This is a genomic window from Kitasatospora sp. NPDC043949 (genome assembly GCF_056435365.1).
In genome coordinates, this window is sequence record NZ_JBWKEQ010000081.1 from 7,628 (window position 1) to 28,005 (window position 20,378).

Sequence of the window (20,378 nt, forward strand, 5' to 3'; positions counted from 1 at the left end):
AAGGAAATTCCCAACTGCGCCACAAAAAACACCACCAGGAAGCTCACTCCCATGGGGTGGGCCCCGCTCGTCTCGGCGGCGCGCCGGACAGAGCCCGCCCCCCCGCCCGCGCCGGTCGGGTTGAGCAGGCGCAGGCCGAGGGCGAACAGCGCGGGCAGTCCGGCGCCGGTGAGCAGGCCCACCACGACGATCTTCCACACCGCGTCCAGGTTGATCCAGGAGTTCACGGGCTCACCTCGTCCTTGGCCTTGGCGGGCTCCGGGGCCGCCGAACCGGTCCACGCGGCGTTGACGTTCTCCGGCGTCACGGCCGGATGGCGGGAGGCGGCGAAGAAGGCGACCGACGCCGCCACCAGCGCGCCGACGATCACCACCACACCGGCCGTCCCGCCGATCCCGTTCGCGGCCCAGTAGGCCAGCGCGCCGGCCAGGGCGGAAGCCGGCAGGGTGAGCAGCCAGGCCGTCACCATCCGGCGGGCGAGCTGCCAGCGCACCACGGCGCCGCTCCTACCGATCCCCGAGCCCAGGATCGACCCGGTGGCCACGTGCGTGGTGGAGAGCGAGTAGCCGAAGTCGGTGGAGCAGAGGATCACGGCGGCCGAGGCCGACTCGGCGGCCATCCCCTGCGGCGGTTCGATCTCCACCAGCCCCTTGCCCAGGGCCCGGATCACCCGCCAGCCGCCGATGTAGGTGCCCAGGGCGATCGCCAGCGCGCAGGAGAGGATCACCCAGGCCGGTGCCTTCGCCCCGGCGGGCAGGGTGCCGTTGGCGATCAGGGCGAGGGTGATGGCGCCCATGGTCTTCTGCGCGTCGTTGGTGCCGTGGGCGAGCGAGACCATGGAGGCCGAGCCGATCTGGCCGAGCCGGAAGCCGCGCCCGCGCGGGCCTTCGGGCACGTCGCGGGTGAGGCGGTAGACCAGGAGGGTGCCCACCACGGCCACCCCACCGGCGATGAACGGCGACAGCGCCGCGGGCACGATCACCTTGGAGACCAGCCCCTGCCACTTGACGGCCGAGGCCCCGGCGGCTGCCACCGTCGCCCCGACCACCCCGCCGATCAGCGCGTGCGAGGAACTGGAGGGGATCCCGAGGAACCAGGTGGCCAGGTTCCACAGGATGCTGCCGACCAGACCGGCGCAGACGACCGTCAAGGTCACCTCTCCCGTGGCGACCAGGCCGTTGGCGATGGTCGCCGCCACGGCGGTCGACAGGAACGCGCCCACCAGGTTCAGCACCGCCGACACCGCGACCGCGACGCGCGGCGGCAGGGCGCCGGTGACGATCGAGGTCGCCATCGCGTTGCCGGTGTCGTGGAAGCCGTTGGTGAAGTCGAAGCCCAGCGCCGTGGCGACCATCAGCGCCAGGACCGCGTCGTTGCCGGTCACGGACCCGAACCTAGCCCGCGCACCGGCCGAGGCGGCGGCCGACCCGCCCTGCCCCAGGGCCCGGCACCCGTTCGTCCGGTTGCGGGGCCCTCGGTGCCGATGCTCTCCTGCAAGAGCCGGCCGGCGTGACGATCGGAACCGATGTGCCGTCCCCCGTCGCCGTCCCGCCCCAGGAGGCTGCTGGTCGGCTGGACCGAGACCCGTCCCTGCGAACCCCGAGGCCCTGGTGCCCCGGGTGAAAGCGTTGGCACCCATGGCTGAGCACCCCACCGTCCGCACCGTGACGTACGACCTGCTGCGCACGCTCGGACTCACCACGGTCTTCGGGAATCCGGGCTCCACCGAGGAGCCGTTCCTCCAGGACTTCCCCGCGGACTTCAGCTATGTCCTGGCGCTCCAGGAGGCGTCCGCCCTCGCGATGGCCGACGCCTTCGCCCAGGTCACCGGCCGCCCCGCGCTGGTCAACCTGCACTCCTCGGCCGGCACCGGCAACGCGCTGGGCAACCTGGTGGCGGCCCACCACGGGAACACGCCCCTGATCGTCACCGCCGGCCAGCAGCACCGGGAGCTGGTGATCGGCGAGCCGTACCTCGGCAACCGCGAGGCCACCCAGCTGCCGAAACCCTGGGTGAAGTGGTCCTACGAGCCGGCCTGCGCCGAGGACGTCCCCGAGGCCTTCATGCGTGCCTACGCGCAGGCGCTCCAGCCGCCCGCCGGCCCGGTCTACCTGTCGATCCCGATGGACGACTGGAAGCGGCCGCTGTCCGGCTTCACCCGGGTGCGGACGGTGAGCGAGCGGGTGGCCCCCGACCCCGGGCGGCTGCGCGCCTTCGCCGAGCGCATCACCGCCAGCCGCCGGCCCGCACTCGTCTTCGGGCCCGAGGTCGACCGCAGTGGCGGCTGGGACGCGGCCGTCGCCCTGGCGGAGAGACTGCGCGCCGCCGTCTACGGCGCCCCGCTGGGGGACCGCGTCTCCTTCCCCGAGGACCACCCGCTCTTCGCCGGCCCGCTGGGCATGTCGGTGAAGACCATCAGCGACCGGCTGGCCGGGCACGACCTGGTGGTGGTGATCGGCGCGGAGGTGTTCCGCTACTACCCGTACGTGCCCGGCGACTACCTCCCCCCGGGCACCGGGCTGCTCCAGATCACCGGCGACCCGGAGGCGGCCGCGGCCGCGAGGGTCGGCGACAGTCTGCTCGGCGATCCCCGGCGGGCGATCGAGCTGCTGCTGGACCTGGTCGAGGAGGGTTCGACGCGGACCGCTCCGGAGCCGATGCCGCGGCCCCGCGTGCTGCCGTCCGCCCCGGACCGGCCGCTCACCCCGCCCGAGGTGTACGCCGCCCTGAGCAGGGTCCGCCCGCCGGACGCGGTCTTCGTCAACGAGTCGACCTCGACCATGGCGCAGCAGCTCGAATGGCTGCCCACCACCCGAGCGGGCTCGTTCTTCGCCACGGCCAGCGGGGGCATCGGCTGGGCCGTCCCGGCCGCGGTCGGCGTCGCGCTGGGCGACCGGGACCGGGGAGTGCTGCGCCCGGTGGTCGGCCTGATCGGCGACGGCTCCTTCCAGTACTCCGTGCAGGCCCTCTACACGGCGGCCCGGCACCGCCTCCCGATCGTCTACGTGGTGATGCGCAACCACGAGTACTCGATCCTCAAGTCGTTCGCCCTGCTGGAGGACACCCCCGGGGTGCCCGGGCTCGACCTGCCCGGGCTGGACATCGCCTCGGTGGCCCGCGGCTTCGGCTGCCGCGCCGTCGACGTGGAGACCACCGAGGACCTGGAGCGGGAGTTCACCGCGGCCCTGACCGCCGGCACCCCCACCGTCATCGTCGTTCCCACCCGGCCCCAGCGGGCCGCGCTGTAGCCCGCGCGGCGGGGCCGGGCCGGGCCGGGCGGCGGGAACTCGACAACGCCGTCGCCGGCGGGAGCTACCTCGGCGACCAGCGGGGGAAGGTGTCCGACAGCCGGGCACCTTCCCCTTTCGGCACCACGGACCTCTTCGGCCCTCGCCGTCGACCACCCCCTGACCACCCCCGAACGATCGCCGCTGCGGGCGGCTGGCGCGCTCGCGGACCGGGGCCGGTGTGCTGTGGGCCAAGTCCGGCACCACCCCTGCGCCTGACGTCTCGTCAGGAGCCCGAACGGGGCGTGGCTGTGACCCCGGCCCGCCCGGAAGCCTCCGCCTGCCGCCCGCACCCGGGCGGCAGGTCGATCCCGTGACAGGAGGCCGTCGAGGTGCCTGCAATACCCGTCGGTGGGCTGGTCCCCCGCGCCGCCGAGGACGCCCTCGAGGACGCCGCCGACGTCGTCGTCCGCAACGCGAAGATCCACACCGGCGACGCCCGCCGCCCCACCAACCCCGGAACCCGCCCGTCCTCCGCCGCCCTTGCCCCCTCGGGTCCGCCCGGGTCACTCCACGGGCAGCCCCGTCAGCATCTCCGGGCACGCCGTCGATCGCCCCCTGGAGGAGCCCGCCCACCCGCGAGGTGTGTGCGAACCAGAAGCCGACGCTGCGTCTCGGGCACGTCCGCGTGGCACATCGTTCGACTTCTTCGGTTCGTCCGTGTTTTGGCTCCGGGCAGCAGGGCACGCGCCGTTCAGGGAGGTCTGGAGCTACAAGCGGAGGACCCAAATGTCAACAGGGACCCTCATCGCAGTCATCGCCATCGTCGTCGTCCTTCTGGTCGTGTGCGCGCTGGTGGCGACGTTCGTCATCCGCCGCCGCCATCTGCAGGAGCGGTTCGGCCCGGAGTACGACCGGACCGCGGAGGCGAAGGACGGCCGTTTCGCCGCCGACCGGGAGCTGCGCAAACGCGAGTCGCGCCACGACTCGCTGAACATCAAACCGCTGTCACCGGGTGCCCGTGACCGGTACGCCAAGGACTGGGCACGGGTGCAGGAACAGTTCGTCGACCGGCCCGACGACACGGTGCACGAGGCGGACCGGCTCGTCACCACGCTCATGAGCGAGCGCGGATACCCGACCGAGGGGTACGAGCAGCAGCTCAAGGACCTCTCCGTCGAACACGGGAGCGTGCTGACGCACTTCCGGTCCGCTCACGAGGTCAACGACCGCAGCAGCCGCCACCAGGCGACCACGGAAGAACTGCGGGGCGCCATGGTGCACTACCGCACCCTGTTCGAGGAACTGCTCCACAACGGTGACCGTCCGCAGGGCAGCCGTGCGTGAGCCCCGGACCGGCGAGTTGAGCTGACGGGACGCACCCGGCGACGGCCGCCGACCGGAACTGCCGAGAGGGAAGTGAAGAGATGCACAGCCGAGCAACATCCGAACCGCGCGAGGGCGGCCTGTCCACGGAGGATCTGGCCGGCGCCCGACAGGACACCGACGAACAGAGCGATACCTCCGGGGCGGATTCGCCACCGGCGTTCCCCGGGGAAGCCACCACCGAACAGCGGAGCGGTGAGCAGGAGTTCACGCTCGAAGGCCGCGACCGCGAGCAGGACTACGGGCAGGAACGCGGACAGGAAGAGGAGCAGGAAAGGGGCTACACCCAGGCATCCGAGCCATCCGAGCGCACCGAGGACCCGGAAGCCGCCGAGAACGAACCCCTGCTGGGCGGGCAGCAGGAGGAGTTCCGCTCCCGGTGGCAGAAGATCCAGGGCGAATTCGTCGACGACCCGCGCCATGCCGTGTCCGCGGCCGATAATCTGGTCGCCGAGACGATGCAGGCACTCGCCACCACCTTCTCCGCGCACAAGCAGGACCTCGAAGGCCAGTGGCACCGCGGCGACGAGGTGCCGACCGAAGAACTGCGCGTCGCGCTCCAGCGCTACCGCTCGTTCTTCAACCGCCTGCTCAACACCTGAAGCAACGGGGCCGAAGCCACGCCCCCGACCTGCGGTGATCGAGTTCCATTCGGTCCTCGCCCAAGAAAACCGAACAGGTTCTTCGGGCCTCCTGCGAACTTCAGGAGGCCTGCTGGTGGACCGGACCGGGCTCGCCCCGGGCCCGTTCCCGTCCGAGGACGGCTTCGAGCCCTTGCTCGCGCTCTCCGCGGCACGCCTCGGCACCCTGTTCTCCGCCCGTGCCGATGGTGGCCCGCACCAGGGCGAGGGTGTCCGGGTCGCGGTGCGGCTCAAGGACGCCACCGGACTCGCGGTCGCCGCCGAACTCAACGGCCGCCCATGCAAAACGCTCGGCTGGGAAACCCCAGCCGAGCGCCTGCATAAACTCATCGCGGCCTGATCAAACCGACCACGTGTTGCAACGACCCCTAGAAACCGCCGACCGGTCAGGGGGCATCGGCGCTCGTGCGCAGGTGGGTGGGTGGGCGGGCGGTGTGTCAGGTGGCGATGGTGGCGACGGGTTCGAGGCCGTAGGTTCGGGCGTAGCCGTTCTCGGTGCCGACGAGGAGGTCGACGACCTCGAAGTAGCGGTCCCAGAAGGGGGTTTCGCGCAGTGCGTCGACGAGGAGCTGGTAGGCGTGGTGGTCGTCGGCCTCCCACACCCAGACGTCGGTGACACGAGCGGAGTAGAACTCCGTGTCGTAGAAGCGTGACCGGACGCCGGTGGTCTTGGCCTTGATGGCCGGCAGGACCTGGGTGGTGAAGGCGTCCACGCGTTCCTTGACGGTCAGCGCGAGCCACTCGGGCGTGGTCTTGACCAGCATGAACGCCGTGACCGGCGGTTCGGACATTTCAGCGGACATCGGGGTGCCTCCAAAGCGGCAGGTGGGTAGTGGTCTTGGTTCGCCGGGCTCCGTGCTGCCCCGGCGCCGGGTGCTGGACTTCAGGAGAGGACCGCGGGCTTGAGGGTCCGGGCGCACCACTGCTCGAAGCCGGTGGAGGAGGCGGTGTCCGGGGTACGGGCGACGCCGGCGTCGAGGCCCTCGTCCTTGGCCCGCTTCATGTCGACCACGCCCTGGGCGAACGCCTCGTTGAGGCCGTAGCCGACGAGGGTGGTGTACAGCTCGTCGAACGACTGGCGTTCGTAACGGACGGGGCGGCCGAACTGCTCGGTCATGATGCGGGCCAGGTCGTTCGGGGACAGGTCCCGCGGCCCCAGGACCGGGACGCTGCCGGTGCCGGTCCACGAGCGGTCCAGCAACAGGCCGGCTGCGGCCGCCGCGATGTCGGCGACGGCCACGAACGGGGCCTTGCGGTCGGCGTCGACGGAGTCGGTGAAGACGCCCTTCTCGCGGATCGAGTTGGCTTCCTCCAGGAGGTTCTCGAAGAAGGACGGGTTGGCCAGGGCCCGGTAGGCGACGCCGGTGCCGGCGATCAGGTCGTCCATGGCGAGGGAGGCGGTGACGAGGCCGGCCCGGTCGGCGAGCGGGGTGCCGCGGCCGAGCGCGGAGACGCCGACGACGTGGCCGACGCCGTGGGCGACGAGCGCCTCGGTGGCGGGGTGGGTGAAACCGCTGTAGGCGTCGTACGGGGTCAGGGAGGCGTCCGGGGGGACGAGCCAGAAGACCGCGTCCGCGCCCTCGAAGGCCCGGTCGAGGACCTCGGCGTCCGCGTGCGAGCCGGTGACGACCTCGACGCGTCCGCGCGCCGCGTCCGGAAGCCGGGCGGGATCGCGCACGATCACGCGCAGTTCCTCGCCCGCGGCGGGGGCGGACTCCAGGAGCCAGGAGAGCAGGTGGCGGCCGATGTTCCCGGTGGGACCAGTGATGACGATCATGAAAACCTCGTAGCTGGTGCTGGTTTCGGTACGCCCTCATCCTGCCGAGGTCCGCCGTGCTGCCACAATGGGAACTTCAGCACGGAATCATTGACTGAAATGGAATGATGCTGGTGAGCAGCCCGGATCCGGTCATCGACGCCAATCTCGCCATCGCTCTGGATGCCTTGCTGGCCGAGCACAGCGTGACCCGCGCCGCCGCACGACTGCACACCTCGCCCGCCGCCATGAGCCGCACCCTGGCCCGGCTGCGCCGCATCCTCCAGGACCCCCTCCTGGTCCGGGCCGGACAGACCATGGTTCCCACCCCGCGCGCCCAGGCCCTGCGCGAGGAAGCCGCCACAGTGGTGCGCAGCCTCGGCGCGCTGCTCAGTCCCGGCACGAGCGTCGACCCCGCCGGCCTCCGCAACACCTTCACCCTCCAGGCCGCCGACCTGGTCGGCGCGGCGCTGGCGCCCGGGCTGCTGCGACTGGCCCAGCGGGAGGCGCCGGGGGTCTCGTTCCGGATCCGGGCCGAAGACCTGGAGGCCGGGCCCGCCCTGCGCGACGGCCGGATCGACCTGGAGGTCGGATCCATCGACCACGTGGACCCCGAAACCCAGGTCGAAGAACTGGTCAGCCTCCGCATGGTCGCGGCCGTCCGGCCCGGCCATCCGCTCACCGAAGGACCGCTGACCCCGGCCCGGCTCGCTGCCGCCCACCACGCCGCGGTCAGCCGCCGCGGCCGGTTCACCGGCCCCCTCGACGCCGCCCTGGCCGAGCAGGACCTCCACCGGCGGGTCAGCGTCGTCCTCCCCAGCCACCTGGCCGCGATGACCCTCGCCACCCGCAGCGACCTCGTCTGCCTCGTACCCGCCGCACTCCCCGGCGCCGCTCCCTCGCCCCTCACCCACGACGCCGGCGCCCTCGGACTGCACCTCCTCGACATCCCCCTGGCCCTGCCGCCCCTGACCATCGGCATGGCCTGGCACCCCCGGCACACGGCCGACGGGGCCCACCGCTGGCTCCGCGACACCGTCCGCCGGGTCCTCCGCACGCCGGCGGCAGCTTCTGAGCCCACTGCGGCGGACGGGATCGGCCCCGCATAGGACGACGCCGCACCGGCCCGCGATGCTCCAAGGGGCGGACCCGAGCTGAGAGGCCATCAGCACATCCCCACCACATAGCACGCTTTCGGCGGTTCGTCCCAGCTCAGGGGCTTGATCGACCATCCGGGGTCAGCAAAACGTCAGCAGGACGCCCGGGGAGCGAGATCGATCATGGCAACCACCAGCCTCATCCGCGGCATGGGTTCCTTCTTCAAGGAGTGCGAGCACCCCGGGTCCCGGTGGCCCCGGTGCCCGCGCGAGTACAAGATCCGGTACCGCAACGCGGCCGGAAGGCAGGCGGAGGAGTCCGGGTTCACCACGCAGGACAAGGCCAAGGCCCGGCTCGCCGAGGTCTACCAGGCCCGGAAGAACGCTCCGCAAAGCCAGCGCAAGGCGGAACGGATCCAGAAGTACAGCCCGATGCAGGTCGGGGACTACGTCGAGGAGTGGAAGGCCCACCAGCGCGACCTCAGCCCCGCGTCGCTCCGGCACCTCGAATCTCTGCTTGAGCACCATCTCCACCCCGCCTTCCACAGCCGTCGGATGGACACGTTCGACCACAGGGTCGTCGAGGCCTTCACACTCCTCGCCAGTCTCACGGACCTCCTGCACCCGCAAGGCTGACGCACCATCACGATCCCAGGCGGCCGAACACCAAGATCACCGACAGAGCCAAGCTCAGAATGCCGCAGCTGATTACCCAAAGAGTCTCACCCGGACCTTCCTGCCGGGATACGCTGAGGAAAGGTCGGGAGATCCCGAACTTCCTGCACGACAGCGCGAGGGGGAAGAGCATGGCGTCACCTGCCGCAATTTCCGAGATGGTGGTCATCAAGAGCGATGGGACTCAGACCAGTCCCATGCGCCAGCCGCAAGCCCAGTCCTACCTGGAAAACGTCCTCAATGAGGCAGGCATGGGGAACAGGCTCGCAAACCTGAAGCAGTCCCTGAACCAGGCATTTGACGGCCAGGGAAAGCCCACCGGATCGCACAAGTTCAACAATCAGCCGGTCCTGCACGCCAGTTCGGGTAACGGGCAGCAGAGTGTCACCCTTTTCTTCTATGCGAACGGCAGCAAGCTGATGCTGTTCGCCATGGGGGAGCACGTGTCGAGCACGCAGTACAGGATCAGTATTTACGGGCAGCAAGGCACGGATTTCGCGAAGGGCAAAGTCATCTCCGTCTGATCCTGCGACCTGTGGCCGAGCCCCGCGGTCGGCTCGGCCACAGGCAGCCAGGTCGGTACACCTTCCCCACGTGGCGGCCCGCTCGTCGCAGCGGGCGGACCTCAACGGTCGCACGCAGGGAAGGTTGCCAACGGAGGGCCAGCCGCTGACCTCGTGGGGCTGCGCCTACGGCTCGGCTCCCAGGTAGAACCTCCAGACAATCAAGTCCGCTGCTCCGTTCGGAGAGGTCTTCTGAGAAACCCATCCCTTCTTGAGGGGCACGGTCGCTACTTCCCAGGCGTCAAGGCCGATGTTGAACAGCTCATTTCCGCCGAACCAGGCGTTGATGAACTGCTTCTTGTTGGATTCTTTCCTGACCGTGGTGATCATGTCGGCGTCAACGGAGACCGAGCATGACGTTTGTGACCACCTGACTGGTGACGTCGTTCACCTTGAGCTTCCCGCCGTCCAGCACGGTGACGTTGCCGGTGACGACGAGGTCTCCAACGATTTCTACCTTGCCCGTGTGGAAGGTGGCGCCGTCGGGGGTGATGGTGGCGCCGCGGGGTTTGGTGGTGATCTGGAAGGAGCGGATGGCGATTCGGGTGCTGCGTGAGATCAGAATTCTCAGGCGCATGTAGCGGGTGGTTCGGGCTGTGGTGCCGCGATACTCCGATTGATATGCCACGACGGGTGCGTAATGGGTCCAGTTGGTGCCGTCTGTTGACGATTCCAGGTTGCAGTCGGGCAGGGTGAAGCTGCCGTCGGGTTTGCCGAGATAGATGTCGATCTTGGTGATGTCGCGTTGGCTGCCGAGGTCGATCTGGATCCAGTCGTTGAACTCGGGGGTGCGTGCGCTCCAGTAGTACGTGTCCAGGTTCCCGTCGGTCATATCGGACGGGAGGCGTCGGGTGCCGTCCGGGTCGGTGGTGAAGCCCAGGTTGGTGGTCGCGGCGCAGTTCGTCGTCCGACAGCCAGCAGTCCTCGTGGACGAACATGACCGAGAAGTAGGTACTCTCCGCCGGTAACAGCGGGTGGCTGAAAGGACCGCCGCCGTTGTGGGTTGCGGCCCTTGCCGTGACTGGTCAGCGACCACGGCCCCTGCCGGAGATCGCCGTGACCACCGTGGCGTTCCTCGTGCACCGCGGCGGGGCGGCCATGGGACCCGACCGCGTACAGCTCACCCGTGCACTGGTGCCCACCGGCGGACAGGAGCAGGCTTGAGAGGCGGCTCGCGCAGGCCCCGCCACCGGGCACATGGAGAGGGCCCCACGCGTCTCCGAGCCCGCCGACTCCTTGGAGGTCCCCCGTGACCGATCCTCCTGTCCCCCACCCGGCCGGCCCGATCGTGGTCGGCACGGACGGCTCGACCCCAGCCCGGCACGCTGTGACCTTCGCCCTGCGCGAGGCCCAGCTGCGCGGTACAGGCCTGCGGGCCGTCTGCGCGTACGAGTACACCCCGACCCAGCACTCCGGCTTCGAACGGACGGTCGACTCCGGTCCGATCCCCCAGCAGCGCGATCTCGTCACGCAGGCCGTGGCGGACTCGGTCGAGGAACTGCAGCAACAGCTCGGTGGGCCATCCGTGGAGGTGGAGATCGTCTGCGAACGCGGCCGCCCTGCGCAGGTCCTCCTCGAGGCGAGCAAGGACGCCAGCCTGCTCGTGGTCGGCTCCCGAGGGTCGGGTGCCTGGGGCCGACTCACCCTCGGGTCGACGAGCACCGAGGTCGTCCACCACGCCGGCCTTCCCGTGGTCGTCGTGCCGGCGGAGCACGGCACCGCACGTTCGTGACCGTCGACTTCAGCCGCCCTCTGAGCCGGGTCAGGTGAGGACGACAGGCTGGCGGTAGTCGCCGAGCAGGCGCACCGTCGCTCCGCGGTCGGCGGCGATCTGGACGAGGTTGTCCAGGTTGAGGGGTCCTGACCAACGGCATCCTCCACACCTCGGCCCGCCGGCTCCAGGCCCGCTGGCTTCAGAGGTGGACGGGCAGGTGGCGGGGTCCGCGGAGCATGGCGTTCTGCCGGTAGGGGGGCGGGTCCTGGACCAGGCGTGCCGGGCCGAGGCGAGGGATCAGCGCACCGAGCGCGGCCTCGGCTTCGATGCGGGCGAGTGGTGCGCCGTAGCACAGGTGAATACCGCTGCCGAAGCCGAGGTGTTGGTTGTCCGGGCGGGTGGGGTCGAACCGGTCCGGCGCGTGGAACCGCTTGGGGTCGCGGTTGCCCGAGGCCAGCGCGAGCACGACGGTGGCGCCTTGGGGGACGGTGGTGCCGCCGACGTCGATGTCGGCGAGGGGGATGCGCTCGCGCATGTGGACCGGGGGTTCGTAGCGCAGCAGTTCCTCCACCGCTCGCGGAAGCAGGTCCGGTTCGCGACGCAGCCGGTCCAGCTGCTCGGGCTGACGCAGCAGGGTGAGCACCCCGTTGGCGATCAGGTTCACCGTGGTCTCGTGTCCGGCGATGAGCAGCAGCACGGCGGTTTCCGCGAGTTCTTCCTGGGTGAGCCGCAGGGCCGGGTCCGGTTCGTTGACGAAGGCGGAGAGCATGTCGTCGCTCGGATTGCCACGGCGCTTCTCGGCGAGGCCCGCCAGGTACCGGCCCATCTCGCCCCGCGCCTGTTCGCCCGCCTGGTCGCCCGTCTCGTCCCGCTCGGAGGAGTCCTCTTCGGGCCGGACGTCGGCGGACGCGACGATCGCGTCGGACCACGCCCTGAAGAGCGGCTCGTCCTCGCGCGGCACGCCGAGCAGGCGGCAGATCACCGTGACAGGCAGCGGATAGGCGAGGTCGTCGACGATGTCGATCCGGCCGCCCGCCTGGAACGGCTCCATCAGTTCCCCGGTGAGCCGGACGATCTCGCCGCGCATGGCATCGACCCGGCACGGGCTGTGCGGGGGGCCGAACGGCCGCATGGCCAAGGTGCGCAGTCTGTGGTGCTCCGGGTCGTCGAGCCGCAGGAACGGCGGCTTGTGCGTCGTCTCGCCACAGGTGCGGGGATCGACGCTCATCCGTGGATCGTGGAGCAGGGCGGCGACCTCGTGGTAGGTGCCGATCAGGTAGCTGCCGTCGGCCTGCCGCACGACGGGACCGGCCTCGCGGAGTTCCGCGTACAGCGGGTAGGGGTTGGGGCGGTTCGCGTAGTCGGTGATCCGTGCCAGCAAGGTGTCGGAGTCCATGGTGGCTCCTCGTCGTTGGGCGGGACGTGGGTCAGCCGCGGGGCTGCACCACGGTCAGTCGACGGTCGGGCAGGTATCCGGTGAGCGCCACGGTGGGGCCGTGGGACAGCCCCTTCGGATCCGGCACGTCGGACGGAATCGGGATGTCCGCCGCGAGCGCGCGGTCCGCCGCGCCGGGCGGGGGCGGGAACGGCGCAGCCGTCTCGATCAGGTGCCGGTAGTAGTCGAGCGACTTGGCCATGTCGACGGTGACCGCCGCGGTGACCCGCCCCTGGTAGCCGTAGACCATCGCCAGACGGCGCGCCTCCAGAGAACCCTGGGCGATGACCACGTGGTCGGAGAAGGTGGGCACACCCACCGACTTGATGTTGAGCCCGAACTGGGTCGACCAGAACGTCGGCAGGGCGAGGTGCGGGCGCCGCAGGGGCCCTGGACTGACCATGTTGTGGGCCGCCACCCCGGCCTGTTCGACCGCGTTCCCCCAGTGTTCGAGGGAGAGCATCTGGTAACCGAACAGCGGGTGGGGGAAGCGGGAGACGTCGCCGGCGACGAAGACGTCGTCAGTGACGATTCCGTACATGTTGAAGGCGCGGCACCCGGCGTCGCAGGCGATTCCGCGCGGGCCCGCCGCCAGTCCGGAATCCGCCAACCACTCGACGTTGCGGACCGCCCCCAGCGCGACGACGCACACGTCCGCCTCGACGCGGCTGCCGTCGGACAGCTCCGCGCCGGTGAAGCGCCCGCCGTCGTCCCCGCGCAGGGCGGTGACCGTCACGCCGGTGCGCAGGTCCACACCGTGGTTGCGCTGCATGGCGGCCGCGAGTTTCGCCAGGGTGCCGCCGAGCGCGCCCACCAGAGGTGCGGGACCGCGTTCGGCGACGGTGACGTCCAGTCCGCGTTCCCGGCAGGCCGAGGCGATCTCCGAACCGGTGAAGCCGCCGCCGATCACCAGCACCCGCCGTGGCCCGGCGGCCAACCGCTCGGCCAGGCCGCCGGCGTCCTCGCGGGTACGCAGGGTGAACACCCCGTCCAGGGCGGCCTCCTGCGGATCGGGCCAGGGACGCGCCCGGGTCCCGGTGGCGATCAGCAACCGGTCGTACGGCAGCGACTCGCCATCGGCCAGCATCACCCGCTTCCCCAGGGGGTCCAGGCCGGTGGCGCGTACGCCCAGCCGCCACTCGGCGTCCGGATCCCGGCGCATCGGCAGCCCGGTGGAGTCCGCCGCAGCGTGGCCCAGCAGCACCTGCTTGGACAGCGGCGGCCGGTCGTAGGGCGGATGAGGCTCGTCGCCGACCACGGTCAGTGAGCCGGTGAAGCCCTCCTCCCGCAGCGCCTCCGCGGCCCGCAACCCGGCCAGCGACGCGCCGACGACAACGATCCGGCCCTCGCTCTGGTCACCGGCCATCAGCGCTCACCTCCTCACCGAGGAGGATGGCCTGGACCGGGCACGCCGCCGCGGCCTGGCGCACGCGCTCGACCTGGTCGTCGGGGACAGCCGGGGCGTACAGCAGTCCCTCCTCGCCGTGCAACTGGAACACTTTCGGCGCGAGGAACACGCACTGTGCGTAGCCCTGGCAACGCGTGAGGTCCACAACGGTCTGCATCCCCACCACTTCCTCTGCCGCCGTACCCCCTCTCTTCCAGCATGGGACGAGAACCGGACGCGCGCAGCACGGGCCGAGAACCGGGCGCGGGCGCGGCAACCGCTCGGGGATGCCGCAGGTGCGGAGCCCGCGTCGAGCTGTCCACCGGCATCGCTCCGACCAGCGGGCGTGCGGCACCGCGATCGAGCGGCGGGCGGCCTGGGCGCGGCGGGCGGCCTGGGCGCGGCGCGCCGCCTAGGGAGTGCGGTGATCCGGGGTTTCGGGAGAGCGGGGCGTGGTCGTGCTCGGCTCGGCGAGGTGGGTGTCCATGGTGGAGTTCAGGTCGGCCATGAACGATTCGAACTGTTCCAGGAGCTGCGGCGGGTAGTGCGACATCGCGGTGTCGAGGCGTCGGGCGAGGGGGCCGAAGAACTCGTCCGCCCGTTCCTGGATGTGGCGGCCGCTGCGCAGGGTGATGATGCGCCGGTCGGGGTGCTCGCGGACGCGGGTGATGTGCCCTGCGGCTTCGAGGCGGTTCAGGAGCGCAGTGGTGGCGCCCGTGGACAGGGGGATGCGCTCGCTGAGGCGCGCCGGCGACAGGGGGGTGTCGCGCTCCTCGGCGGCGGCGATCTCCAGGACCGCGGTCGCGTCGGTGGAGTGCAGGCCCAGCCAGGCGGCGAAGCGCCGGCTGAGCTCGGCGTAGTGGCCGCCGTAGGTCCTCAGCGACTCCATCAACCGCTCACGCTGCGCCGCCACGCCGTCGAGCATCGCTTCCTCCATGGCCTCGCGCCTTTCCGTGCTGCTGTGCGGTCCGCGTCGGCGGCCTGCTTTGACAACCTACCGCCACCAATTTACCTTTATCGTAAAACTACTTCACCATGGAGGTATCTGGCGTGCGCGGCTCTTCCCCCATCACCGACGAGACCGCGGGGCCCTACCGCCGGCGATGGCTGATCCTGGTGGTGATGCTCGTCGCGGAGATCATGGATCTCCTGGACGCCTCGATCGTCAACGTCGCCGGTCCGGATCTGGAGCAGTCCCTCGGCGCCGGCTCCGTCGGCCTGCAGTGGGTGATCGGGGGCTACGCCCTCACCCTGGGAGCCGGGCTCGTGCTCGGCGGCCGGCTCGGCGACCGGTACGGCCGGCGCCGGATGTTCCTGATCGGTCTGGCCGCCTTCACCACCGCATCGCTGCTGTGCGCGCTGGCGCCGGACACCGGGTCGCTGATCGCCTTCCGGCTGCTCCAGGGCGCCGCCGGGGCGATGCTCCTGCCCCAGGGCCTGGGCCTGCTGCGGGAGAACTTCCCCGGCCCCGAGCTCACCAAGGTCTTCGGGATCTTCGGCCCCGTCCTCGGCCTCGGCGGCATCATCGGCCCGGTCCTCGGAGGATTCCTCATCGAGGGCGACTTCTTCGGCCTGGGCTGGCGCTCGGTGTTCCTCGTCAACCTCCCCATCGGCCTCGCGGCCCTCGCCGTCGCCGCGAAGTACGTCCCGAAGAAGCCGGGGGATCGCACCGTGGACGTCGACAAAGCCGGCGCGGCGCTGGTCGCCGTGTCCTGCGCGCTCCTCGTCCTGCCGCTGAACCAGGGGCAGGAGGACGGCTGGCCGCTGTGGACGTGGCTGTGCATGGCCGCCTCCGCCGCCGGGTTCGCCCTGTTCGCGCTGCACCAGCGCCGCACCGTCGCGGCGGGCCGCGAGCCGCTGATCATCCCCGCCCTGCTGCGCAAGCCCGCCTTCACCATCGGACTCGGCGGCATCGCCCTGTTCTTCGCCGGGCTCGTCGGCACCCAACTCGTCCTGACCCTCTACCTCCAGATCGGCCGGCACTTCACCGCCGGCGACGCGGGATTGGGCAACCTGCCGCTCGCCGTGGGCACGGCCATCGGTGGCGCGGTCAGCGGCGCCTTCCTCGCCGACAGGATCGGCCGCAAGGTCCTCCAGATCGGCCCGCTCGTCCAACTCGCCGGCGCGACCCTCCTCTGGTTCGAACTCGACGGCCTCACACCGGCCTCGTTCTCGATCCGGGACATCGCCCCCGGCATCGCCGTCTCCGGCATCGGCGCGGGCATGGTCATCGCCGCCCTGTTCAGCTTCGTCCTCGCCGCCGTGGACGACGCCGAGATCGGCTCCGCCTCCGGGTTCCTGTCCGCCGTCCAGTCCATCGGCGGCTCCGTCGGCGTCGCCGTCTTCGGCTCCGTCTTCTTCGCCCAGGCCGGGACCGGCGACTTCACCGCCGGCTTCCACCACGCCCTGACCATCCAGGCCTGCCTGCTGGCCGCATTCCTCGCCATCACCTTCCTGCTGCCCGAGCAGGGGCGCCCCGAGGAAGAACACCACGGCATCACCACCGACACTCCTGCCGACACCCCACAAGCCGCCGCGTGACCCCCGGCCCGCCCCGCCCGGGCGCTACGGCGCCGATACGCGTACCTGTCGCGAGGAACGCAGGACCGGCTTCAGTCCCTGTCGGGGGCGTGCAGCGCGAGGGTGAAGCTGAAGCGGTCGCCGCGGTAGAGGGTGCGGACCTGTTCGAGGGGGTGGCCCTCGGCGTCGCGGCTGCGGCGGTGGAGCAGCAGCATGGGCAGGGCGGGCGGGGTGCCGATGAGCAGGGCTTCGCGGGGGGTGGCGAGGACCGTCTCGATGCGTTCGTCGGCGCCGCCGAGCCGCACGCCGCACTCGCGCAGGTACCCGTAGAACGAGCCTTCGGGGTCGAACTCCCGCTCCAGGCGCGGGACTCGGGCAACAGGGACGTAGGTGGACTCCAGGCCGACGCGTTCCTCGTCGGCGCGCAGGACACGTTCCAGGTGCCAGAGCGGTTCACCTTCGGGGACGGCGAGGCGCTGGGCCATGGGCGGGTCGGCGGGGAGGCGGTCGAGGGTGATGAGGGTGCGGCCGGGGCGCAGGCCCTGGCGGGTGACGCCTTCGGTGTAGCTGGCGAGGGAGAGCGGCTGTTCGATCTTGGGGCCGGCGACGACGGTGCCGCGGCCCTGGCGGCGCAGGCGGCCTTCGAGGAGGAGGTCGCGCAGGGCCTGCCGGACGGTGGCGCGGGCGACGTGGTGGCGTTCGGCGAGGTCGGCTTCGGTGGGCAGGCGCCCGCCGGGACCCAATTCGGCGATGAGGTCTTCGAGTTGGGCCTTGACCAGGTAGTACTTGGGCACCCGGCCGTGGTCGGGGACGCCGGAGCGGGCGGGGGCGACGGGGGGCCGGGGGGTGCCGTGGTTCACCGCGTCACCTTATCGAGCGGTGGTCCGGCGCCATCGAGTGGCGGTTCGGCGCCCCCGAGGTCACGGAATGGTAACCGGTCTGGACTGAATTTCGGCGGTTGTTCATACAACCGTGGATCCGGGGAGGGCTCCTCCTCGCACGGGCGCCCCATCCTCGGTGCCGGTGCAACCGCACCGCGTCGCCCCCTAGTTGGGAGCCCTCGTGCGCATCCCCCGCTCCATCCGGACCGTCACCGCGGCCACCGCCGTAGCCGCCGTGCTGCTGCCGTCGGCGCCCGCCGGCGCCGCCCCCGCCGCTTCCGCCGTCGCAGCCGCCCCCGCCTACAAGGGCCTGCCGGACGGCACCAAGCAGGCCAAGACCCTGGTCATCGGCGTCGACGGCACCCGCTACGACAAGCTGGCGGCCGCCGACGCGCCCAACCTCAAGGCGCTGATGGCCGGCGGCATGACCGCCACCAGCAACCTGTACGCCAACCCGCTGGCGCCGACCCTGTCCGGGCCGGGCTGGTCGACCATCGCCACCGGCGTGTGGCCCGACAAGCACCAGGTCAAGGACAACGCGTTCACCGGCGCCCGGTTCGACCAGTACCCGGACTTCGCCAGCCGCCTGGAGGCCGCCGACCCGGCCGCCTCCACGCTGGTGATCGGCTCGTGGAACCCGATCACCGGCAACGTCTTCAACGGCAAGGCGGACCTGCGGATCGCCGAGAACGAGAACGACGCCAAGACCGCCTCCGACGCCGCCGACTACCTCGCCCACGGCAACCCGGACGCCGCCTTCCTGCACTTCGACGGGATCGACGAGGCCGGGCACGCCTCCGGCGGCGCCAGCGCCCAGTACGCGGCCGCCATCCACACCGTCGACGCGCTCGTCGGCCAGGTCGTGCAGTCCGTCAAGTCCCGCCCCACGTACGGCTCGGAGGACTGGCTGATCGTCGTCACCACCGACCACGGACACACCGACGCCGGCGGGCACGGCGGCAACAGCGCCAACGAGCGGCAGACCTTCGTGATCGCCGACGGCGCCGGCTACCCGGCCGGCTCCCGGCGCTACGACGTCAAGCCCGTGGACATCGCGCCCACCGTCCTCAAGCACGAGGGCGCGGCGATCGACCCCGCCTGGCGCCTGGACGGGCAGCCGATCGACGAGATCGCCCCGGACGCCTTCGACGCGCTGCGCCCCGCCCTACAGGGCCGGGCGGACGAGACGGGCATCCCGGCCGCGGTCCGGGGCTGGACGCACACGCCGCCCAGCGGCTGGAGCATCGACAACTCCCGGATGCCCAGCGGCGGGGTGACGGAGTGGCGCGGCTGGGCCTTCGCCACCGACGAGTTCTGGAGCGCCACCCAGCTCGGACAGGGCCGGGAGACCAACGTACGGGCCCGCAACGTCTTCGCGGTCGCCGACTCCGACGAGTGGGACGACAAGGCGCACGGCGCCGGCCAGTTCGACTCCACCCTGGTCAGCCCGGCCTACCCGGTCGCCGGCCTCGGCCGGGCCGTGCTGTCCTTCGCGACGAACTACAAGGTCGACGGCCCGCAGACCGGCGACGTGTACGTGGTCTTCGACGACGGCGCCCCGCAGCTGGTGAAGTCCTACCGCGCCGACCTGAACACCGTCGAGCACCTGCCCGTCACCGTGCCGGCCGGCGCCACCACCGCGCGCCTGCAGTTCCGCTACACGGGCACCAACAGCGCCTTCTGGACGGTCGACCAGGTCTCCTTCGGCTCCTGACACCACCACCGGCCCCCGCCGCCCCGGCCCCCGGGGCGGCGGGAGGCGACGCCCACCATGCGGTACGGCGGCCTCCCGGAGCGGAGTTCGACTGTCAGACCAGGCAGAACTCGTTTCCTTCCGGGTCGGCCATCACCACATGATCGGGCCTGCCGTCCAACTCCTCCTCGCTGACCACGGTCGCGCCCGCAGCGGTCAACCGCTCCACCGCCTCGACCACGCGCGGCCATCGCACCTCCCACGGTGTCTCACGGCCGCCACCGACCTGGACGTCCACGTGCACCCGGTTCTTCACCGCCTTCGGCTCCGGCACCTTCAGGAAGGACATGGTGGGGCCCACCCCCTCGGGATCACAGAGGTACGCGCCGTCATCCCACTCGTCCTCCGGGATCCCGTAGTGGGAGAGCCATTCCTCCCAACTCCCGAATCCCACAGGTGCGGGCTTCTCCGCATAGCCCAGCGCCAGTGCCCAGAACTCAGCCAGCTTCGCCGGGTGCGCGCAGTCGATCGTCAAGCTCCACCTGGTCGCCATGCGGTCCTCCTCCGGTCGGATGCCGCGACGGTACCGCGCACCTCTGACACTCGCGGCCGGTGAGCCGTCCGGTGGCGGCCGGCGTCGTCAGGGCCCTCGGCGCGTGCCGGGCAGGTGCCTCCCGGCGGCCGGTACGGTACCGGCGTGACGGGAACTCAGGACACCGTGCTGGTGGTGGTGCGCGGTCCGAGCGGGGCGGGCAAGTCGAGCGTCGCCGCGCGGCTGCGCGCCGCGTACGGACGGGGCGTGGCCGTCGTCGCCCAGGACGTGCTCCGGCGCACCGTCCTGCGCGAACGCGACCTCCCGGGCGGGGCGAACATCGGCCTCATCGACCTGGTCGCCCGGCACGCCCTCGACCACGGCTTCCACACCGTCGTCGAGGGCATCCTCGCCGCCGAGCGCTACGGCCCGATGCTCGCCCGGCTCGCCGCCGACCACCGCGGCCGCAGCCACCTGTACTACCTCGACGCCGACTTCGACGAGACCGTGCGCCGCCACGCCACCCGCCCCCAGGCCGCCGAGTTCTCCCCCGAGGACATGGCCGACTGGTACCAGCCCCACGACCTCCTGCCCGGCGGCCTCGAACGCGTCGTTCCGCAGCACAGCACCCTCGACGAGACCGTCGAGCGGATCCTCGCCGACACCCGTCTCACCCCGCCATTTCGCCACCGGTGAGCGGCGCTACGACAGCTGAGCCCGTCCCCCGCAGGAGGCCGGGGGTACGGAACGGCCCCGCCCTACCGGCGGTGGCGGCCGGTACTGACATTTGCTCTTTGGGGTGATGGATCTGCCGTTTTACTGACGGACGGTCACCTGTCGGCGTAGACCGTCTCGCATGCGATATGCGGAT

24 protein-coding genes are annotated in these 20,378 nt (G+C 71.2%); 11 read left to right on the forward strand and 13 right to left on the reverse strand.

Features of this window, described 5'->3' with window-relative positions; translation table 11 throughout:
• The coding region (locus AC07AL_RS36525; RefSeq protein WP_478319461.1) for a hypothetical protein at positions 1-227 on the reverse strand (227 nt) is incomplete at its 3' end.
• On the reverse strand, positions 224-1,384 hold the full coding sequence (locus AC07AL_RS36530) for an inorganic phosphate transporter (protein WP_478319462.1): 1,161 nt from the start codon (positions 1,382-1,384) through the stop codon (positions 224-226). The genes AC07AL_RS36530 and AC07AL_RS36525, both read right to left, overlap by 4 nt.
• Positions 1,385-1,637: 253 nt before the next feature.
• Here AC07AL_RS36530 and mdlC point away from each other — a divergent pair, with 253 nt between their 5' ends.
• The 4 genes from mdlC (at position 1,638) to AC07AL_RS36550 (ending at position 5,594) form a co-directional block, all read left to right on the forward strand.
• Positions 1,638-3,248, forward strand: a complete 1,611-nt coding sequence (gene mdlC, locus AC07AL_RS36535; RefSeq protein ID WP_363631819.1) for a benzoylformate decarboxylase — start codon at positions 1,638-1,640, stop codon at positions 3,246-3,248.
• Between the two features lie 768 nt (positions 3,249-4,016).
• Positions 4,017-4,574 (forward strand): hypothetical protein, encoded by a 558-nt coding sequence (locus AC07AL_RS36540; protein WP_363586218.1) that lies wholly within the window; start codon positions 4,017-4,019, stop codon positions 4,572-4,574.
• An 80-nt stretch (positions 4,575-4,654) separates the two neighbouring features.
• Positions 4,655-5,215: a hypothetical protein gene (locus AC07AL_RS36545; protein WP_363586217.1), complete on the forward strand. Its 561-nt coding sequence runs from the start codon at positions 4,655-4,657 to the stop codon at positions 5,213-5,215.
• Positions 5,216-5,330: 115 nt separating this feature from the next.
• Entirely contained in the window at positions 5,331-5,594 is a 264-nt protein-coding gene (locus tag AC07AL_RS36550; RefSeq protein ID WP_400987418.1) for a hypothetical protein, read from the forward strand.
• Between the two features lie 97 nt (positions 5,595-5,691).
• Here AC07AL_RS36550 and AC07AL_RS36555 read toward each other — a convergent pair whose 3' ends face one another.
• Both AC07AL_RS36555 and AC07AL_RS36560 read right to left on the reverse strand, forming a co-directional pair.
• Entirely contained in the window at positions 5,692-6,057 is a 366-nt protein-coding gene (locus tag AC07AL_RS36555; protein WP_363631821.1) for a darcynin family protein, read from the reverse strand.
• Positions 6,058-6,137: 80 nt separating this feature from the next.
• A complete protein-coding gene (locus AC07AL_RS36560) occupies positions 6,138-7,031 on the reverse strand; it encodes an NAD(P)H-binding protein (protein WP_400987391.1) in 894 nt (297 codons plus the stop codon).
• Between the two features lie 104 nt (positions 7,032-7,135).
• Between AC07AL_RS36560 and AC07AL_RS36565 the strand changes: the two genes are divergently transcribed.
• Both AC07AL_RS36565 and AC07AL_RS36570 read left to right on the forward strand, forming a co-directional pair.
• Positions 7,136-8,119 carry a LysR family transcriptional regulator gene (locus AC07AL_RS36565; RefSeq protein WP_363586214.1) on the forward strand — a complete coding sequence of 328 codons (984 nt, stop codon included), beginning with the start codon at positions 7,136-7,138 and terminating at the stop codon, positions 8,117-8,119.
• A gap of 171 nt (positions 8,120-8,290) precedes the next feature.
• A complete protein-coding gene (locus tag AC07AL_RS36570; RefSeq protein WP_478319463.1) occupies positions 8,291-8,743 on the forward strand; it encodes a hypothetical protein in 453 nt (150 codons plus the stop codon).
• 7 nt (positions 8,744-8,750) lie between these two features.
• On the opposite strand, the gene AC07AL_RS36575 is transcribed toward AC07AL_RS36570, so the two are convergent.
• Positions 8,751-8,951, reverse strand: coding sequence for a hypothetical protein (locus AC07AL_RS36575; RefSeq protein WP_363586212.1), 201 nt, complete (start codon positions 8,949-8,951; stop codon positions 8,751-8,753).
• Here AC07AL_RS36575 and AC07AL_RS36580 point away from each other — a divergent pair.
• Positions 8,941-9,306, forward strand: coding sequence for a hypothetical protein (locus tag AC07AL_RS36580; RefSeq protein WP_363586211.1), 366 nt, complete (start codon positions 8,941-8,943; stop codon positions 9,304-9,306). The genes AC07AL_RS36575 and AC07AL_RS36580 overlap by 11 nt on opposite strands.
• A 165-nt stretch (positions 9,307-9,471) precedes the next feature.
• On the opposite strand, the gene AC07AL_RS36585 is transcribed toward AC07AL_RS36580, so the two are convergent.
• Positions 9,472-9,675 carry a hypothetical protein gene (locus tag AC07AL_RS36585; protein ID WP_478319464.1) on the reverse strand — a complete coding sequence of 68 codons (204 nt, stop codon included), beginning with the start codon at positions 9,673-9,675 and terminating at the stop codon, positions 9,472-9,474.
• A gap of 7 nt (positions 9,676-9,682) precedes the next feature.
• The gene (locus tag AC07AL_RS36590) at positions 9,683-10,177 is read right to left on the reverse strand and encodes a discoidin domain-containing protein (protein WP_478319465.1); all 495 of its coding nucleotides are present in this window, start codon (positions 10,175-10,177) and stop codon (positions 9,683-9,685) included.
• 417 nt (positions 10,178-10,594) lie between these two features.
• On the opposite strand from AC07AL_RS36590, the gene AC07AL_RS36595 reads away from it, so the two are divergent.
• Entirely contained in the window at positions 10,595-11,077 is a 483-nt protein-coding gene (locus AC07AL_RS36595; protein ID WP_363631831.1) for a universal stress protein, read from the forward strand.
• A 181-nt stretch (positions 11,078-11,258) separates the two neighbouring features.
• On the opposite strand, the gene AC07AL_RS36600 is transcribed toward AC07AL_RS36595, so the two are convergent.
• The 4 genes from AC07AL_RS36600 to AC07AL_RS36615 all read right to left on the reverse strand — a co-directional run bounded on the left by AC07AL_RS36600 (position 11,259) and on the right by AC07AL_RS36615 (position 14,818).
• Positions 11,259-12,455: a cytochrome P450 gene (locus tag AC07AL_RS36600; protein ID WP_363631832.1), complete on the reverse strand. Its 1,197-nt coding sequence runs from the start codon at positions 12,453-12,455 to the stop codon at positions 11,259-11,261.
• Between the two features lie 31 nt (positions 12,456-12,486).
• Entirely contained in the window at positions 12,487-13,860 is a 1,374-nt protein-coding gene (locus AC07AL_RS36605; protein WP_363586206.1) for an NAD(P)/FAD-dependent oxidoreductase, read from the reverse strand.
• The gene (locus tag AC07AL_RS36610; protein WP_363586205.1) at positions 13,850-14,059 is read right to left on the reverse strand and encodes a ferredoxin; all 210 of its coding nucleotides are present in this window, start codon (positions 14,057-14,059) and stop codon (positions 13,850-13,852) included. The genes AC07AL_RS36605 and AC07AL_RS36610 overlap by 11 nt, the downstream gene beginning before the upstream one ends.
• Before the next feature lie 234 nt (positions 14,060-14,293).
• Positions 14,294-14,818, reverse strand: coding sequence for a MarR family winged helix-turn-helix transcriptional regulator (locus AC07AL_RS36615; RefSeq protein ID WP_363586204.1), 525 nt, complete (start codon positions 14,816-14,818; stop codon positions 14,294-14,296).
• A gap of 98 nt (positions 14,819-14,916) precedes the next feature.
• Here AC07AL_RS36615 and AC07AL_RS36620 point away from each other — a divergent pair, with 98 nt between their 5' ends.
• Entirely contained in the window at positions 14,917-16,422 is a 1,506-nt protein-coding gene (locus AC07AL_RS36620; RefSeq protein ID WP_363586203.1) for an MFS transporter, read from the forward strand.
• A 71-nt stretch (positions 16,423-16,493) separates the two neighbouring features.
• On the opposite strand, the gene AC07AL_RS36625 is transcribed toward AC07AL_RS36620, so the two are convergent.
• Positions 16,494-17,261, reverse strand: a complete 768-nt coding sequence (locus AC07AL_RS36625) for a GntR family transcriptional regulator (RefSeq protein WP_363586202.1) — start codon at positions 17,259-17,261, stop codon at positions 16,494-16,496.
• A gap of 202 nt (positions 17,262-17,463) precedes the next feature.
• On the opposite strand from AC07AL_RS36625, the gene AC07AL_RS36630 reads away from it, so the two are divergent.
• Positions 17,464-18,996, forward strand: a complete 1,533-nt coding sequence (locus AC07AL_RS36630; protein WP_478319466.1) for an alkaline phosphatase family protein — start codon at positions 17,464-17,466, stop codon at positions 18,994-18,996.
• Positions 18,997-19,090: 94 nt separating this feature from the next.
• Here AC07AL_RS36630 and AC07AL_RS36635 read toward each other — a convergent pair whose 3' ends face one another.
• Positions 19,091-19,528, reverse strand: a complete 438-nt coding sequence (locus AC07AL_RS36635; protein WP_363586200.1) for a VOC family protein — start codon at positions 19,526-19,528, stop codon at positions 19,091-19,093.
• 144 nt (positions 19,529-19,672) lie between these two features.
• On the opposite strand from AC07AL_RS36635, the gene AC07AL_RS36640 reads away from it, so the two are divergent.
• Positions 19,673-20,203 carry an AAA family ATPase gene (locus AC07AL_RS36640; protein ID WP_363586199.1) on the forward strand — a complete coding sequence of 177 codons (531 nt, stop codon included), beginning with the start codon at positions 19,673-19,675 and terminating at the stop codon, positions 20,201-20,203.
• The last annotated feature ends 175 nt before the right edge of the window (positions 20,204-20,378 follow it).

Excerpts from the sequence above, each read along its gene's own strand:
- mdlC (WP_363631819.1), top strand. The coding sequence starts at position 1,638 with ATGGCTGAGCACCCCACCGTCCGCACCGTGACGTACGACCTGCTGCGC.
- AC07AL_RS36540 (WP_363586218.1), top strand. The coding sequence starts at position 4,017 with ATGTCAACAGGGACCCTCATCGCAGTCATCGCCATCGTCGTCGTCCTT.
- AC07AL_RS36545 (WP_363586217.1), top strand. The coding sequence starts at position 4,655 with ATGCACAGCCGAGCAACATCCGAACCGCGCGAGGGCGGCCTGTCCACG.
- AC07AL_RS36555 (WP_363631821.1), bottom strand. The coding sequence starts at position 6,057 with ATGTCCGCTGAAATGTCCGAACCGCCGGTCACGGCGTTCATGCTGGTC.
- AC07AL_RS36560 (WP_400987391.1), bottom strand. The coding sequence starts at position 7,031 with ATGATCGTCATCACTGGTCCCACCGGGAACATCGGCCGCCACCTGCTC.
- AC07AL_RS36565 (WP_363586214.1), top strand. The coding sequence starts at position 7,136 with ATGATGCTGGTGAGCAGCCCGGATCCGGTCATCGACGCCAATCTCGCC.
- AC07AL_RS36570 (WP_478319463.1), top strand. The coding sequence starts at position 8,291 with ATGGCAACCACCAGCCTCATCCGCGGCATGGGTTCCTTCTTCAAGGAG.
- AC07AL_RS36580 (WP_363586211.1), top strand. The coding sequence starts at position 8,941 with ATGGTGGTCATCAAGAGCGATGGGACTCAGACCAGTCCCATGCGCCAG.
- AC07AL_RS36575 (WP_363586212.1), bottom strand. The coding sequence starts at position 8,951 with ATGACCACCATCTCGGAAATTGCGGCAGGTGACGCCATGCTCTTCCCC.
- AC07AL_RS36585 (WP_478319464.1), bottom strand. The coding sequence starts at position 9,675 with ATGATCACCACGGTCAGGAAAGAATCCAACAAGAAGCAGTTCATCAAC.
- AC07AL_RS36590 (WP_478319465.1), bottom strand. The coding sequence starts at position 10,177 with ATGACCGACGGGAACCTGGACACGTACTACTGGAGCGCACGCACCCCC.
- AC07AL_RS36600 (WP_363631832.1), bottom strand. The coding sequence starts at position 12,455 with ATGGACTCCGACACCTTGCTGGCACGGATCACCGACTACGCGAACCGC.
- AC07AL_RS36605 (WP_363586206.1), bottom strand. The coding sequence starts at position 13,860 with ATGGCCGGTGACCAGAGCGAGGGCCGGATCGTTGTCGTCGGCGCGTCG.
- AC07AL_RS36610 (WP_363586205.1), bottom strand. The coding sequence starts at position 14,059 with ATGCAGACCGTTGTGGACCTCACGCGTTGCCAGGGCTACGCACAGTGC.
- AC07AL_RS36615 (WP_363586204.1), bottom strand. The coding sequence starts at position 14,818 with ATGGAGGAAGCGATGCTCGACGGCGTGGCGGCGCAGCGTGAGCGGTTG.
- AC07AL_RS36620 (WP_363586203.1), top strand. The coding sequence starts at position 14,917 with ATGGAGGTATCTGGCGTGCGCGGCTCTTCCCCCATCACCGACGAGACC.
- AC07AL_RS36635 (WP_363586200.1), bottom strand. The coding sequence starts at position 19,528 with ATGGCGACCAGGTGGAGCTTGACGATCGACTGCGCGCACCCGGCGAAG.